The organism is Variovorax sp. DAIF25 (assembly GCF_050711835.1).
GTDB lineage: Bacteria > Pseudomonadota > Gammaproteobacteria > Burkholderiales > Burkholderiaceae_C > Variovorax.
Map to the genome: position 1 here is coordinate 1,373,901 of NZ_CP136636.1, position 13,443 is coordinate 1,387,343.

Annotated in this window: 17 protein-coding genes; 10 read left to right on the forward strand and 7 right to left on the reverse strand. The window is 61.6% G+C overall.

The features are described 5' to 3' along the window. Nucleotides 1-8: 8 nt before the first annotated feature. The gene (locus tag R0232_RS06220) at nt 9-947 is read right to left on the reverse strand and encodes a LysR substrate-binding domain-containing protein (RefSeq protein WP_431511565.1); all 939 of its coding nucleotides are present in this window, start codon (nt 945-947) and stop codon (nt 9-11) included. A 96-nt stretch (nt 948-1,043) separates the two neighbouring features. On the opposite strand from R0232_RS06220, the gene R0232_RS06225 reads away from it, so the two are divergent. The 7 genes from R0232_RS06225 to R0232_RS06255 are packed head-to-tail and all read left to right on the forward strand — an operon-like array spanning nt 1,044 to nt 6,436. Then, complete coding sequence (locus tag R0232_RS06225) at nt 1,044-1,496, forward strand: hypothetical protein (RefSeq protein WP_431511566.1); 453 nt, start codon at nt 1,044-1,046, stop codon at nt 1,494-1,496. Nucleotides 1,497-1,529: 33 nt separating this feature from the next. After that, entirely contained in the window at nt 1,530-2,699 is a 1,170-nt protein-coding gene (locus tag R0232_RS06230; protein WP_431511567.1) for a trans-sulfuration enzyme family protein, read from the forward strand. 21 nt (nt 2,700-2,720) lie between these two features. After that, nucleotides 2,721-3,647, forward strand: coding sequence for a transporter substrate-binding domain-containing protein (locus R0232_RS06235; RefSeq protein ID WP_431511568.1), 927 nt, complete (start codon nt 2,721-2,723; stop codon nt 3,645-3,647). Nucleotides 3,648-3,705: 58 nt separating this feature from the next. After that, a complete protein-coding gene (locus tag R0232_RS06240; protein WP_431511569.1) occupies nt 3,706-4,443 on the forward strand; it encodes an amino acid ABC transporter permease in 738 nt (245 codons plus the stop codon). Then, nucleotides 4,443-5,132, forward strand: coding sequence for an amino acid ABC transporter permease (locus R0232_RS06245; protein ID WP_431511570.1), 690 nt, complete (start codon nt 4,443-4,445; stop codon nt 5,130-5,132). Before R0232_RS06240 ends, R0232_RS06245 begins: the two co-directional genes overlap by 1 nt. 9 nt (nt 5,133-5,141) lie before the next feature. Then, nucleotides 5,142-5,876, forward strand: coding sequence for an amino acid ABC transporter ATP-binding protein (locus R0232_RS06250; RefSeq protein ID WP_431511571.1), 735 nt, complete (start codon nt 5,142-5,144; stop codon nt 5,874-5,876). Nucleotides 5,877-5,935: 59 nt separating this feature from the next. Next, nucleotides 5,936-6,436, forward strand: coding sequence for a cupredoxin domain-containing protein (locus R0232_RS06255; RefSeq protein ID WP_431511572.1), 501 nt, complete (start codon nt 5,936-5,938; stop codon nt 6,434-6,436). A 39-nt stretch (nt 6,437-6,475) separates the two neighbouring features. Here the strand turns inward: R0232_RS06255 and R0232_RS06260 are convergent, their stop codons facing one another. From R0232_RS06260 to R0232_RS06270, 3 genes are all read right to left on the reverse strand, one after another. Beyond that, on the reverse strand, nt 6,476-6,778 hold the full coding sequence (locus tag R0232_RS06260) for a hypothetical protein (protein WP_431511573.1): 303 nt from the start codon (nt 6,776-6,778) through the stop codon (nt 6,476-6,478). A 112-nt stretch (nt 6,779-6,890) separates the two neighbouring features. Next, entirely contained in the window at nt 6,891-7,874 is a 984-nt protein-coding gene (locus tag R0232_RS06265; RefSeq protein WP_431511574.1) for a beta family protein, read from the reverse strand. 197 nt (nt 7,875-8,071) lie between these two features. After that, nucleotides 8,072-8,716, reverse strand: a complete 645-nt coding sequence (locus tag R0232_RS06270; RefSeq protein WP_431511575.1) for a sce7726 family protein — start codon at nt 8,714-8,716, stop codon at nt 8,072-8,074. A 403-nt stretch (nt 8,717-9,119) separates the two neighbouring features. Between R0232_RS06270 and R0232_RS06275 the strand changes: the two genes are divergently transcribed. Next, entirely contained in the window at nt 9,120-10,142 is a 1,023-nt protein-coding gene (locus tag R0232_RS06275) for a hypothetical protein (protein WP_431511576.1), read from the forward strand. A 3-nt stretch (nt 10,143-10,145) separates the two neighbouring features. Beyond that, nucleotides 10,146-10,772, forward strand: a complete 627-nt coding sequence (locus tag R0232_RS06280) for a hypothetical protein (RefSeq protein ID WP_431511577.1) — start codon at nt 10,146-10,148, stop codon at nt 10,770-10,772. Here R0232_RS06280 and R0232_RS06285 read toward each other — a convergent pair whose 3' ends face one another. Next, nucleotides 10,773-11,213, reverse strand: coding sequence for a helix-turn-helix domain-containing protein (locus tag R0232_RS06285; RefSeq protein ID WP_137860536.1), 441 nt, complete (start codon nt 11,211-11,213; stop codon nt 10,773-10,775). A 370-nt stretch (nt 11,214-11,583) separates the two neighbouring features. Beyond that, nucleotides 11,584-11,778: a hypothetical protein gene (locus R0232_RS06290; RefSeq protein WP_431511578.1), complete on the reverse strand. Its 195-nt coding sequence runs from the start codon at nt 11,776-11,778 to the stop codon at nt 11,584-11,586. 510 nt (nt 11,779-12,288) lie between these two features. On the opposite strand from R0232_RS06290, the gene R0232_RS06295 reads away from it, so the two are divergent. Then, nucleotides 12,289-12,837, forward strand: coding sequence for an OB-fold protein (locus R0232_RS06295; RefSeq protein WP_257862187.1), 549 nt, complete (start codon nt 12,289-12,291; stop codon nt 12,835-12,837). 16 nt (nt 12,838-12,853) lie between these two features. On the opposite strand, the gene R0232_RS06300 is transcribed toward R0232_RS06295, so the two are convergent. Next, nucleotides 12,854-13,423 carry a hypothetical protein gene (locus R0232_RS06300; protein WP_431511579.1) on the reverse strand — a complete coding sequence of 190 codons (570 nt, stop codon included), beginning with the start codon at nt 13,421-13,423 and terminating at the stop codon, nt 12,854-12,856. Nucleotides 13,424-13,443: the final 20 nt, after the last annotated feature.

Below are 13,443 nucleotides of genomic sequence, written 5' to 3' on the forward strand. Positions count from 1 at the left end.
CTTGGCGGTCAAGCTTTGGCGCGGGGTTTGAGAAGATTGGCAAGGGCCTTCTGGTCTTCGGCCAGCTGCATGCGCATGAGCTGAAGCACTCGCGAGGCGAGGCCGGACAGCGGCTGTCCCGGGGGCAGTACCAACACCCCCGCGAAAGAGACCTCCAGAGACAGTGGACGGATGACGAGGCCACGTTGGGCGTACTCCATGGCGGTGACCGGATTGACAAAGCCGATGCCCATGCCGCTCAGGGCCATCTCGCACACGCTTGCAGCGTAGGGGGTTTCGACCAGCACGCTCAACCCGACGTTGCACTCCGCCAAGGCCCGCTCCAGACGCCGCCGAGACGCGTCCTCAGGGTTGAGCGCCAGGAATGGCTCTTCCGCGAGTTGATGCGGCTGGATGGTTCTCACCTTGGTCAGGCGGTGCTTCGCATGCATCACCACCACACCGGGGAAGCGCGCGAACTCGGAATGCTCCAGGCCTGTCGTCGGCATCTCGTCGGCCATCAGTCCGAAGTCGACCTGCCGCCCCAGCACGGCCTCGTGCACCTCCCGCGAACTGAGCACCTGCAGCGAAATCTGCGGCCGGGCGTCGGCGTCGCGGCGCTCGGCCACCAGCTGCGACAGAACCCGCGGGACGAAGGTCAGGCCGAACGCCGGATAGACCGCCATGCGCAGCGTGTTCACCCCGAAGCGCTTGAGGCTGCGCATCCGGTGCTCGATGCTGCTCAGACCCACAAAGACACGCTCGACCTCGACCAGCAAGGCTTGCGCTTCGGGCGTCGGGTGCAGACGGCCTCTCAGTCGGCGAAACAGCGGGAATCCAGCCGCCTCCTCGAGTCTGCGTAGCGACTGGCTGATGGCGGGCTGCGTAACGCCCAGAAGCGCAGCCGCCTTGCTCGCAGAGCCCACGGACATCACGGAACGGAACACCTCGATCTCACGGAGCAACATATAACAACCGCTTATGGACAAAGAATTTCGAGCGCGATCCGGATTATCCCCGTCGTCCTAAAGTTGGCGTCTTCAGCCACCTTCCGGAGAAACGACATGAAACTTCAAACAGTTCTTGCAGTGACCGCCCTGGCATGTGCCGCACCTGCGTGGGCGCACGATTTTTCCGGCGACATCGCCAAGTTCCAGACCATCGCCGCCACCAAGAAGCCGGACAGCCAGCAAGCGCTTGCAGCGAAGCTCGCCCTGGAGCGCGCGCAGGGCGAGATGGAGCAGTCGGACGTGAAGATGGTGCTGCGCATCCGTTCAATGACCAATGCGGGCCTGCGCGCCATCGGCGAACAACCGGCCTTTCTCACCAGCGAGTACAAGCGCCTTGAAGTTGCACTTGCCAATCCCAAGACCAACGATCCGGCCAAGATCGCCGCGGCCAAAGAGACCTTCGCTCGACTGACGGTGGAGATGAAGGTCTACACCGACCTTGAGAACATGGCCGTCGATCAGATGAAGCAAGCGCTGCAGCTCATCGAATCCGCACCCGCCAACTGATCGCACTTCCAACGAACAGCTCCGTCTTCCATCGTGAACTCTCCCATCCCCAATCTCGACACCTCTCCTCGGGGCGCATTCGCCAGCCTCGTCCCACCAGTGTGGCGTGCCTCCACGGTCGTCTTCGATTCACTCGACGATTTCGTCAATCGCCGCACCCGCCTGCCCGATGGCTTCAGCTATGGCACGACCGGCACGCCGACGCAGCGCGCCCTCGAGACGCGCATCGCCGGGTTGGACGGCGCTGCGCACTGTGTCGTCTTCCCTTCTGGACAAGCAGCCATCTGCAGTGCGCTGCTCGCACTGCTCAAGAAGGGTGATCACCTGCTGATGACCGACGCCGCCTACGGCCTGGCCAAGTCCTTCGCCGTCGAGCGGCTGCAGACGCTCGGCATCGAGGTCGAGTTCTATCCGCCGCGCATTGGCGCGGACATCGAACGTCTGGTGCGCCCCAACACGCGGCTCATCTGGCTGGAATCTCCCGGCACGGTGACGATGGAAGTGGAAGACGTGCCGGCGATCACCGCCGTGGCGCGCACACGCGGTGTACTTACGGCCATCGACAACACCTGGGCCAGCCCGTTGGGATTCGCGGCCTTGGCACATGGCGTCGACCTGTGCGTTCACGCCTGCACCAAGTACATGGGTGGCCATTCGGACGTGTTGATGGGCAGCATCGCGACCAATGACGAAGGCCTGTACAAGTCCTTGCGCGGCCTGCAGTCGCAGATGGGACTGGCCGTGAGCCCGGAGGACTGCTTTCTGGTCGCCCGGGGTCTCGACACGATGCAGGTGCGCATGGAGCGCCAGGCCACCAGCGCACAGTTGATCGCCGAGCGACTCGCAGCGCACCCCCTGGTGCGCCGGATGCTCTTTCCCGCGCTGCCCGGCGCGCCGGACCATGCACTCTGGGCGCGTGACTTCAAGCAGTCCGGCTGCGTAATGTCGCTGCAACTCGTGGACGGCCCCTACGACGCCTACCGGGCACTGTTCGGGCACCTGAAGCTGTTCTCGATCGGCGCGAGCTGGGGCGGCGTGCGCAGCATCGCGGCCTTCTACCCCGCGGAAGAACTCGCCAAGCGCAATTTCTGCGACGTCCAAGGCCCTGTCATTCGCCTGTCGATCGGCCTGGATGATCCCCAGGCGCTGCTTGACGAGTTGCTCGGCGCCTTGAGCGCCTGCGAAACGAGTTTCAACCTCTGATCCACGCTACTGGAGCCCGCGATGACCCTCAAGCCAACCATTCACTCTCCCTTGATTCGTCCTTTCCTTGCCGTCGCCGGCCTCGCGTTGTGCGCCGGTGTCGCTGCGCAATCCGCGCCGCCGCTGGAGGGCACGCTCAAGAAGATCAAGGACACCGGGTCAATCACGGTGGCCACGCGCGGCGCTTCGATCCCGTTCAATTACCTGGACGACAACAACAAGCAGGCCGGCTTTGCCTGGGAGATTGCGCAGCGCGTGGTCGAGCAGGTGAAGAAGGACCTCAAGCTTGCGAAGCTGGAGGTCAAGACCCTGGAAGTCACGCCGCAGACGCGCATTCCGCTGGTAGCCAACCAGACCGTCGATCTGGAGTGCAGCTCGACCACAAACAACGCGGAGCGGCAGAACCAGGTCTCGTTCTCCACGACCTTCTTCGTCGTTGGCGCGCGGCTTCTGGTGCGCAAGAACTCCGGCATCAAGCACTGGTCCGACCTCGTCAGCAAGAACGTCGTGGTCAGTGCGGGCACCACGGCCGAGCGCATGCTGCGGCAGCTCAACGAGAAGAACAAGTGGGGCATCAACATCATCCTGGCCAAGGACATCAACGAGAACTTCCTGACCGTGGAGACGGGACGCGCCGTAGCGGCAACGCAGGACGACATCATTCTCTTCAGCAACATCGCCCGCGCCAGGAACCCGGCAGACTGGGAGGTGGTCGGTGTGCCGCAGCAGAAGGAAGCCTACGGCTGCATGCTGCGAAAGGGGGACGTGGCTTTCAAGAAGCTGGTCGACGGCGTGATCACCGGGATGATGCGCTCCGGCGAGTTTGCCGCGCTGTACGAGAAGTACTTCCTCAAGCCCATCGCGGTGAAGGGCAGCGTGACGGTCAACTTCCCGATGTCGCCCGACATGCAAGAGCTCCTGCGTCATCCGAACGACCAGCCGCTGTAAGCCGCTGTCGCTCCACATTTGACGACCGTCCTCACAAACCATCCAAGCACTCTTCACGATGCACTACAGCTGGGATTGGCTGATCTTCTTCAAACCCTCGGTCACAGGCGAGGGCCTGTACGGCATGATGCTGCTGCGCGGATTGCTGTGGACGGTGGCGTTGTCTCTGCTGGCATGGACACTGGCACTGGGCATTGGTCTGATCGCCGGCGTCGCCAGGACGTTGCCCAACCGCGCTGCACGGTACCTGTCGACGGTGTACATCCACTGTTTTCGCAATACGCCGTTGCTCGTGCAGCTGTTTCTCTGGTACTTCGTGGTGCCGGAGCTGTTGCCCGTCGAGTGGGGCAATGCGCTCAAGCAGATGAACCCGACGGCGAACCAGTTCCTGACCGTGCTGGTCGGGCTCACCCTGTACACGGCGGCGAAGGCGGCCGAACAGGTGCGCGCGGGCATCGAATCGGTGCCGCGCAGCCAGAAGCAGGCGGCCATGGCACTCGGGCTGGGGACCGCGGCGGCCTATCGGCACGTGGTCCTGCCGCAGGCTCTTCGCATCGTCATCCCGCCGCTGACCTCGGACTTCTTGAATGTCTTCAAGAACTCGGCCGTCGCGCTCACGATCGGGCTCATGGAGTTGACCGGGCAGACGCGCCAGCTCAGTGAGTTCAGCGCCCATCCGTTCGAGGCCTTCATTGCGGCGACGCTCATCTACATGGCGATCACCTACGGCGTGATTGTGCTCATGCGTCACATCGAACGCCGGGTGCGGGTGCCCGGACTGCTGGGAGCCGCGTGATGGGCTACGACTTCGATTGGGTCTCTCTCCAGCGCGCCTGGCCCTACCTGCTGCAGGGCCTGCAGATGACGGCCTTTCTGGTAGCCGCCTCCATGGCAGCCGGGATCGGTCTCGGGACGCTGCTGGCGATCACCCGCATCTTCGCGCCACGGCCGGTAGCGGCCCTCGTGGCGGGGTATGTGAACCTGTTCCGCTCGATCCCGCTGATCCTCACGATCCTGTGGATCTATTTCCTGATGCCAGTGGTGCTGCGAAGCGTGACCGGTGATCCCAACCTCAGCGTCGGGCCGATCTATGCTGCGCTCGTGGCGTTCGTGCTCGCGGAGTCCGCCTACTACTGCGAGATCATCCGCGCCGGCATCGGCAGCGTGCGCGCAGGCCAGATGCAGGCAGCCCAGTCTTTGGGGATGTCGCCGTGGCAGGCCATGCAGCACGTGATCCTGCCGCAGGCGTTTAGCAACATGACGCCCTCGCTCATCAACCAGACCATAGCCCTGCTCAAGGACACCTCGCTGGTCTACGTGATCAGCCTGAACGACTTCCTCGGCGCCGCCAGCAAGGTGGGACAACGCGACGGGCGCGTGGTCGAGGTCTACATCCTGGTCGCCGTCGTCTACCTGGTGCTGTGCACGGCAGGCGCCTGGTGGGTCACATGGCTGCAGCGGCGCAAGGCCGCAGCGGCGATCTGAATGAACGCAATGATCCAAATCAACGACGTCTCCAAGTGGTATGGCCAGTTCGCGGTGCTCACCGATTGCAGCACCCATGTTCGCGAGGGCGAAGTGGTCGTGGTCTGCGGCCCCTCCGGCTCCGGCAAGTCCACGCTCATCAAGACGGTCAATGCGCTGGAGCCCATTCAATGCGGCAGCATCACGGTCAACGGCATCCAGGTCTGCGATCCCAAGACCGACCTTCCGAAGCTGCGCTCCCGCGTCGGCATGGTATTCCAGCACTTCGAGCTCTTCCCACATCTGAGCGTGATGGAGAACCTCGTACTGGCGCAAGTTCAGGTGCTCAAACGCTCGCGTGCCGAAGCGGTCGAACGCGGGCTACGTATGCTCGATCGTGTGGGCTTGTCGACTCACAAGGACAAGTTCCCGGGCCAGCTTTCCGGTGGCCAGCAACAGCGCGTCGCGATCGCGCGGGCGCTGTCGATGGACCCGATCGTCATGCTGTTCGACGAGCCGACCTCTGCGCTCGATCCGGAGATGGTGGGCGAGGTGCTCGACGTCATGGTGAAGCTCGCACGCGAAGGCATGACGATGATGGTGGTGACCCACGAGATGGGGTTTGCTCGGCAGGTCAGCGATCGGGTGATCTTCATGGACCAAGGGCGCATCGTCGAGGACTGCTCGAGCGAAGAGTTCTTCGGGCGTCCCGAGAGCCGGGCACCGCGCGCGCAAGACTTCCTCTCCAAGATCCTCGCGCACTGAGGGTCGAAGAATCATTGAACCCATTTCCAGACAAGCCCAACCACCCCCCGAGGAATCACATGAAATCGATCAAGACATTGGTGCTCGCCAGCACCCTGGCGTACTCGGGCCTGGCCCTTGCACACGGCGATGAGGATCACAGCGCGTCGAGCGGACCGGCACGCAAGGAACAAAAGAGCTGGGGCATCGCGGGCGATGCGAGCGCGGCCAAGCGGACGCTGGAATTCAAGATGAGCGACAGCATGCGCTTCACACCTGATCGCATCCAAGTCAAGCAGGGTGAGACCGTCCGGCTGTCCATTCGCAATGAAGGACAGGTCATGCACGAGTTCGTGATCGGCACGAAGAAGGAGCTCGACGAACATGCCGCGCTCATGATGAAGTTCCCGGGCATGGAGCATTCCGAGCCCTACATGGCACATGTCGCTCCTGGCAAGACTGGCGAGATCGTCTGGACCTTCAACCGTGCGGGCGAGTTCGATTTCGCATGTCTCATCGCGGGACACTACCAAGCCGGCATGGTCGGCAAGGTCAAGGTCGCAGCCGCCACGGGATCTTGAGGGCGACGCGGAAAGACATGCTGTCGTGAGAGGCGGTCACTACCGCGGATAGCTGGGTTTCAAGGTGGGATAGTTTTCAACGATCCACGCGGTGACCTTGGTTCTTCCTTGAACATTCGACGGCAATTTTTCATGCACGATCCATTCGATGATGAGCCGCGTTGCCTTTGACAGGTCGACCTTCTCCGGCCCGACAAACGAGTTGAGGTAGGCAAGGACTTCGTAACCTTCCTTGCGGCTCAACCGATCCGCATCTGTCTTGACTTGGGTCGGATCGTCTCCGGGAACGGCCGTCCAACTGTAGTCCGTGTAGTGCAAATCAGCCTTGGTCAGTTGAGGCATGTTGTTCCTTGGAAATTGGTTCTGTAGGGATGTGGCTGCATGTTGCGCTGTTGCGTGCGGGCGCGAGTGCGGCACTGGGAAAAATGGAGGCGGCAGGATCAGTACCGCTGTCTCATATGGCCGACGACGTGAACACTAGGTGGTGACTCGCAGCATCGCGCCGCCAACTGGTCGGGTTGCCATTGCCGAGCACGCCGACGGACGCTTTGTCGTAGCAATCGTCGCCGAAGCTGAACGCGGCACCTGAATACACGGGATCGCCTTTGAGCAGGATGCACAGGTTCTTGTATTGATCTTGCTTCCCCTTCTTGAAGCCGCCAGCCTTGAACAGGCGCCAGAATCCGTCGCTGGCATAGCGGATGGCCACTGACGGGTTCATCATGGTGGGGTCGATGTCAGGCGCCGGAGCTGGGTTGCTCACGGTGTAGTCGCTGAACAGCACCTTTGCGTATGCAGGTTTGGCAACCAACGTCTTCCAAGCTTTCCATTCAACGCGCTCGATGTCGTGCAGCCCTTGCTTGCGGCCCACGAGGTTCAGCGGGAATGAGCCACCGGCGAGCGTGGTGCTGCTGCATCCGGCCGCAAGCGCCTCGTCAAGATATTGCTGCGCGGCAGCGGCGCACGCTGGGGGGTTGACGCCCACGATCGAAAACTGATCCACGAGCACATGAAGCCGCGATTTGGCGATGCCCGCGCCGACCACGACTTTCACGAAATCCTTGACCTGGTCGGAGGTCACGCCGTGTGTCTGGATCCGGAGCACGAAGACCTCGAAGGCCTTGGCGAGGTCCGGCAGATCTGCCGGACGCGCAACCATCGCCTCCGTGATGACCGGGATGATTTGACGACCCGTCAGCGTCGACAGCCGCTTGCAGATCGAGGTGAGCACCTGGGCCTGTTTTGCGTAGGTGGGCATGAAGTATCGAATGTCGATCGCGATGGGCGTGCCCTCCGGAATCGACTTGACCATTTGCCCTCCAATCTTGGTGATGTAAGGCACCAGCGTTTCGGCGAGCGTCCCCTTCTTGGGGTCGATGGGGAGGATTTCGATCAGCGGGACTATTCCATCCCACTGGGCGCCCGTGAGCTTGCTCAAGGCGATTCGTTCCCCCTGCTTCCATTTCAGGATGGGCAGGTATTTCCATATCGCAGGCATTGGTCCCTCCAGACTCGTTGTGTCTAGAGGGTACGTCACGATTGCTTACACTGGATTACGGGATTTCCCAGGCCGCACCATGCTGCGGTTTCAGTGCGCGGGCGTGTGCCGCATATTGCCGGGCACGCCGCCACGGCTTATGCCAAGCAGTTCAGCGCGAAGGCAACGGCATCCGAGGCGCCATCTGACGCGAGCGAAGTCGACGGCAAGAAGCCTAACTGGCGCTCGCGAAGAAAACCGGTGACGGCCTCGCGCAGCGTACGCACGCTCAGTTCCCGAGCGAGCGTTTCTTGCAACTCGAACTTCGTGGCCCGCTTGGGAGGCAACTCGCCCCTGTGCGACGCCAGCGCTTCGATGCATTCGGCGCGCCACAACAGCATGGCCATGCTCAGGCGCTCCTGCACCGGATTGGCCTTCGGCTTGCGCAGTACGCGCAGCGCGAGCGTGCCGTCCATACGGCGGGCGGCTGACCAGACGCCCCACCATGTGGGCATCAAGGTCAGGCTAGCCTCGGAATAGACCGGACCCGTGACCAGCGTCACCCGATCGAAGACGCGGTTGTAGGCGTGAATCTGGTTGTGCATGCGTGCGAACGAATCGAGATCGCTCTTCAGCTCGAAAGCGCAGAGGTGTGTGTCCACCAGTGCGAGATCCACGCGCGCCTCCCCACCTTCGATCCCGAACTCTTCGAAGAGCCTTCCGCCCGACTTGGTGGCGTCTGCGAGCAGTCGCGAACGCACTGCTTGGCGCAACTCGCTTTCGGTGATGGACGGAGTGCTCATTTTATGCATTATATAATGCAGTTATGCCAAGAACAGCAAAGCCCACCACCTTGGAAGCTGTCCGGGCCCGAGAAGCGCTCCGGCTGTACCTGAAGCGACAGAGTATCTCTGTGAATGCACTTGCTCAGGCTGCAGGTGTAGGCCAACCCACAGTGAGCCGATTTTTGAGTGGACGGACTAAGTCGGTGACGGCAGCCATACGGCCGCTGTTAGATTATGCAAATATTGATTTTGAAAATGGCATAACAGAGATAGGCGGCGTGCTCGATAATCCCCGTGTGCGAGGGGCGCTTGAGCGTGTTTGGGACGGACGGCCGGAGACGGCCGACTTGCTCGCCCGATTGATCGAGGCGTTAGGGCCCGTCCTGAAAAGTGCACCATTGACGGCAACCAGGAACATGCAGTGACCCATCCGGATGCCAAGACCATCTACCAAGCCGTGTCGGCGATCGGCCTGACGCGCGCGCAAGTGCGTCGGCTTCTGCCTGACTGGTGGGATCCCGCACTGGAGAAGGAACGCGGCGGTGCGGCGGAGTTGGCGATGCACGTGAGCAGGCGGCTGAGCGTCGAGCTTCAGCCGCTGCTGTCGGGTCAGATCGTTCCCAAAGGTGCCATGGCCAGCGTTGCCTACAAGCACTCGGTCAACATTGAGGCGTCTTCACTCTCGGCCGCAAGCTTCATTGCGTCATCTCTTGCGCAGGCAGTGCTGGCCGCCTTGCCGATCCCGTACGTTCCGTTGCCTCCAAATCCAGGTGAGTTGCGCGCACTGGCCATGCGCGATCGCGCCGGTCAGTTCGGTTTCAGTGCCCTTCTGGACCTGTGCTGGGCCCACGGAATCCCGGTCATTCCCTTGCCACATCTGCCTGTGGGCGTGCGCAAGATGGATGGGGCCGCGCTGCAGTTGGGCGGACGTCCGGCCATCGTGATCGCGAAGAAGAAGTCGTCGCGGGCCTGGCTGAGCTTCATCCTGGCGCATGAAATCGGACACATCGCACTGGGGCATCTGCGCCCCGGATCCTCCATCATCGATGTATCGCTTCAGGAGATAAGCACGTATGCGACCGAGTTGTCGACAGACGGCCAAGAAGCAGAAGCGGACGGCTTCGCACTCCAGACGCTGGGCGGCGACGAGGTGACGGCGCATGTGACCAAATGGCCAGTTTTGGCTGCGCCCGTGGACATCGCGGTACTGGCCCGCGGCGCTGCTGGCGCTGTGGGTATCGAAGCGGGACACTTCGTTCTGAGGTATGCCTTTCTCACGAAGCGTTGGCCCACCGCGCTGACGGCGCTGAACTTCCTCAGTGAAGACTTGGATCCAGAGGGAGCGCTGCTGCAGCAGTTGCGCTCGCACTTGGATCTCAGCCGCGTCGCCGATGATCTGCAGGACCTCGTGTCGCAGATCACCGGCTGGGATGGAGCGAACTGAGGCGTGCGTCTGCTGATTGACGTCGACGCGCTGTGCAAGCTGGCGCACTGGGGGCTTCTCGATGAGATCCCGTTGTTGATGGGCATCCCGCTGCAAGAGTGCACCACGCTCGCCTCGTCAAAGTACCGGGCCATCAAGGCAAAGAGCAAACTCGACGGGCGTGTGTTCCACGCGGTTGAAGCGGCCGACCGCGTACTCGAAGCCATCGCGTTGATGCAGGCGCCGATAGAGCCCGCGAGTCAAAGCCTGGGTGATTTCGAAAACGTGTTGGGCATCGACGCCGGCGAGGCGGTGCTTCTCGCATCGCTCGTGGCAGCACCGGATACAAGGCTGCTGACCGGAGACAAGCGGGCGCTGCGCGCACTCGCAGCGCTACCGCTTGAAGCGCGTGAACCGTTTCATGGCCGCGTGATCTGCGTGGAACGAATCATCGAGGCGGGGCTGAACCAGTGGGGATTGGATGCGCTGCGATCCAGGGTATGTCCTTGGAAGAAGATCGACGTCGCAGTGAACATCATCATGGGAAGTCGCTGCGACGCAGGGGAGGCCTCGGTCCGGGAGGCGCTCGCTTCGTACATCGGCGAACTGACTTCGCTGTGCGATCCCTCGCTGATCTGCGAAAAGCTCTGACTATCGCGTGGTTAGGCGCTCCGCAATTTCGCGCGCGCCGAGATCTCGCACCGACGCAAGATTTTCGAGCTGTGCCGCCCGCGGGCGTGCCTTGCCTTGTTCCCAGTGGTAGATCGTTTGCCCGGAAACGCCGATCAGTTGCCCATAGCTCGCCGCGGAGAGCCCGAGCTTTGCGCGGTGTGCCGCCAACCTGGTTGCGCTGAATCGGCGCTTCGTGGCTGCTGCCGCCTCATTGTCCGAATCAACTGCTGTGGTGGGGCGCTTCGAACCCTTAGCAACACGACGCAGCTCCTTCTCGAGTGAATTCACTTGGCGACGTAGCTCGGCAATCGATGAGCGATGGGCGACGGATGCCTTCTTGAGTGTTTCTATCTCAGCGCGAACTTCTTTGCGAGCAACGCGGGAAATTTCGGCTTTGAGGATCGAGGCGATGTTTGGCATGGACACATTGTGCCGCGCCGTTGCAGCGCTAGACAAAGCGGTCGTTCAGACCTGTGATCTCGGCGCGTTTGCCTGTCATATCATCGACGGAGAAAGCGGCAGTGCCAATTCCAATGCGCTATAGCGCCAACGTCATGCGTAGCCGCGTCATTCTGGACGCGCCACTAGTCATGATTAGATAACTCCACAAGCTGTTTCGATGACCGAAGGTCTCATTGTCGGTTCTCACTGACCCTCGAATTTTTCTCACTGAGTTCTGAACTCTTAACGCACCGAACCACAACGGGCTGCTGCAGTCGGTTTCGCGCCCGCGAAACTCCCCAGACAGCCGGGCGCCGCCGGCCTGGCGCTCAATCGGCAGAATGCGGAGCTAGAACTTCGGAGCCGGTGCCTTCTCGCAGAACAGGGTCACCGGATATGCCCACCCGCCCCTTCCCATCTGCGTATAGGCGCCGTTCAAACGGCTGATCGACAGGTCGTAGGGCTCCACGTGCCCTTTCGCGTCTCTCAGCTGTGCAACCCACCGAATTTGTGTGTCGCTGAATAAGGCGGGCAGGCCGTTCATCGTCCGGGCCTCAGCGTCCATCACGATGACAAGCGGGGACCCCCCATCGCGCGCCGCGCAGAGCAGGCGCATGGGAGCTGCGATAGCCCCCTGCGAGACCAAGCACGCGATCGTCAAACTCGCTGCGGCTCGGACCGGTTGAACCTTCATTTCTTCGCTCCTGTGGTGGTGCGCAGCATAGCGGGCTTGACGCATAAAGACCGGTTTTGGCCCAGAACGACCACTTGCCGCTGGACAAGCGCCCACCGCCGGCCTGAGTGCAGCCGAGACGGAGACGGCTGAGTATCAGAACTCAGCGGCCAACGTTCGACGAATTCCAAACACCGATTGCAAGACGCCGTTATGGGCCTTCCAGAAGAAGGCTCCACCAGTCGCGTTGCTCGTGTCCTGGCCGCGCCGCAGGCACGGCAAAATGCGCTCTGACTGTTGCGACTCGTGCATCATGGTCGAGCGCATGGTGCATCGGCAGAGCGAGCGGATCTAGAACCAATATCTAACCGGAGAGAGAAGATGGCCATGGTCAAATGCAGGGAGTGCCAGAAAGAAATCAGCAGCGAGGCGAAGACTTGCCCCCACTGCGGCGCCGCGAAGAAAAAGAAGCCTGGCTTCTTGCGGAACACCATCTACGGCATAGTGATCATCGTTGGCGTGCTCTTCATCATTGGAACGATGTCTGACCCGAAGGAGCGGGCATCCACCAGCGCGAGTGCCAACGCAAGCACTCCGGGCGCACCTGCCGTACCAGCGTTCGACTTCGAAACCACGCCTGCCCAGCTCGCCGCCGCCTACGACGAAAATACCGTGGCGGCAGACAACCAGTACAAGGGCAGGCGCTACAAAGTCACCGGTGCGGTGGATTCGATCAACACCGGCTTCGGTGGGGGCATCTACATCACCATGAAAGGCGGCAACCCGTTCCTTCAGCCGCAGTTCGCGTTAGAGGACTCCGAAAAGAACGCCGCCGCCGCGCTGAAGAAAGGACAGAAAGCAACCTTGATCTGCACCGGCGCGGGCGACATCGCGAAGACGCCGATGTCGAGGAAGTGCGTCTTTTCGTAGGCAAGCATTTCTTGTGTCAGGCAAGCCGCCCGTGGAGAAGCTTTCCTGCACCGCCCTTTAGCTCGTTGCGGTCAATAAGCTTGCCTCGAAACTGGAAGTCCCGATCAATGCGGACGATAAGCAACTGCTCGAAGTTGCCCTGGCTCTTGACCGATGCGCGGTCGCTGGCCTTCTCGGGCGAGATGGTCTTCACTTCAACAAGCTTGCCGCCAATCGTTCCGTCCGAGCCCGGCGCGTGGGTCGCATGGCGGCGAAGCCCAAACTTGATCTCTGCGTAGATTTCTCCGAGTTCCCCCCAGACTTGTAGGTATCGCCCAGTGTTCTCAAAATGGCGTGCCGCGCAGTCAACTAAATCTCGGAAAATTTTCGTCTGTTCAAGGATGCTGAACGGAAAACCGTCTCTGCTTCCAACAGGCTGGATTGACCGAGCATCCTCCTCTAGAACGTGTTCAAGCTGCTCATCGGCCCACTCTCTGTCGACGTACTTCCATTCCCAAGGGGCAACTCCTGTGCCCGCGGCATCAGCGATGTCCTCGGCGCTGTAGCCGCGCTCGCGCATCTCATACAGAAATTCCCAGTCGCTCACGATTGCTCCTCGGCTCTTGC

What these genes read in the sequence shown, in the direction of transcription:
- R0232_RS06220 (WP_431511565.1), bottom strand. Translation starts at nt 947, where the DNA reads ATGTTGCTCCGTGAGATCGAGGTGTTCCGTTCCGTGATGTCCGTGGGC.
- R0232_RS06225 (WP_431511566.1), top strand. Translation starts at nt 1,044, where the DNA reads ATGAAACTTCAAACAGTTCTTGCAGTGACCGCCCTGGCATGTGCCGCA.
- R0232_RS06235 (WP_431511568.1), top strand. Translation starts at nt 2,721, where the DNA reads ATGACCCTCAAGCCAACCATTCACTCTCCCTTGATTCGTCCTTTCCTT.
- R0232_RS06240 (WP_431511569.1), top strand. Translation starts at nt 3,706, where the DNA reads ATGCACTACAGCTGGGATTGGCTGATCTTCTTCAAACCCTCGGTCACA.
- R0232_RS06245 (WP_431511570.1), top strand. Translation starts at nt 4,443, where the DNA reads ATGGGCTACGACTTCGATTGGGTCTCTCTCCAGCGCGCCTGGCCCTAC.
- R0232_RS06250 (WP_431511571.1), top strand. Translation starts at nt 5,142, where the DNA reads ATGATCCAAATCAACGACGTCTCCAAGTGGTATGGCCAGTTCGCGGTG.
- R0232_RS06255 (WP_431511572.1), top strand. Translation starts at nt 5,936, where the DNA reads ATGAAATCGATCAAGACATTGGTGCTCGCCAGCACCCTGGCGTACTCG.
- R0232_RS06260 (WP_431511573.1), bottom strand. Translation starts at nt 6,778, where the DNA reads ATGCCTCAACTGACCAAGGCTGATTTGCACTACACGGACTACAGTTGG.
- R0232_RS06270 (WP_431511575.1), bottom strand. Translation starts at nt 8,716, where the DNA reads ATGAGCACTCCGTCCATCACCGAAAGCGAGTTGCGCCAAGCAGTGCGT.
- R0232_RS06285 (WP_137860536.1), bottom strand. Translation starts at nt 11,213, where the DNA reads ATGCCAAACATCGCCTCGATCCTCAAAGCCGAAATTTCCCGCGTTGCT.
- R0232_RS06290 (WP_431511578.1), bottom strand. Translation starts at nt 11,778, where the DNA reads ATGAACGGCCTGCCCGCCTTATTCAGCGACACACAAATTCGGTGGGTT.
- R0232_RS06295 (WP_257862187.1), top strand. Translation starts at nt 12,289, where the DNA reads ATGGCCATGGTCAAATGCAGGGAGTGCCAGAAAGAAATCAGCAGCGAG.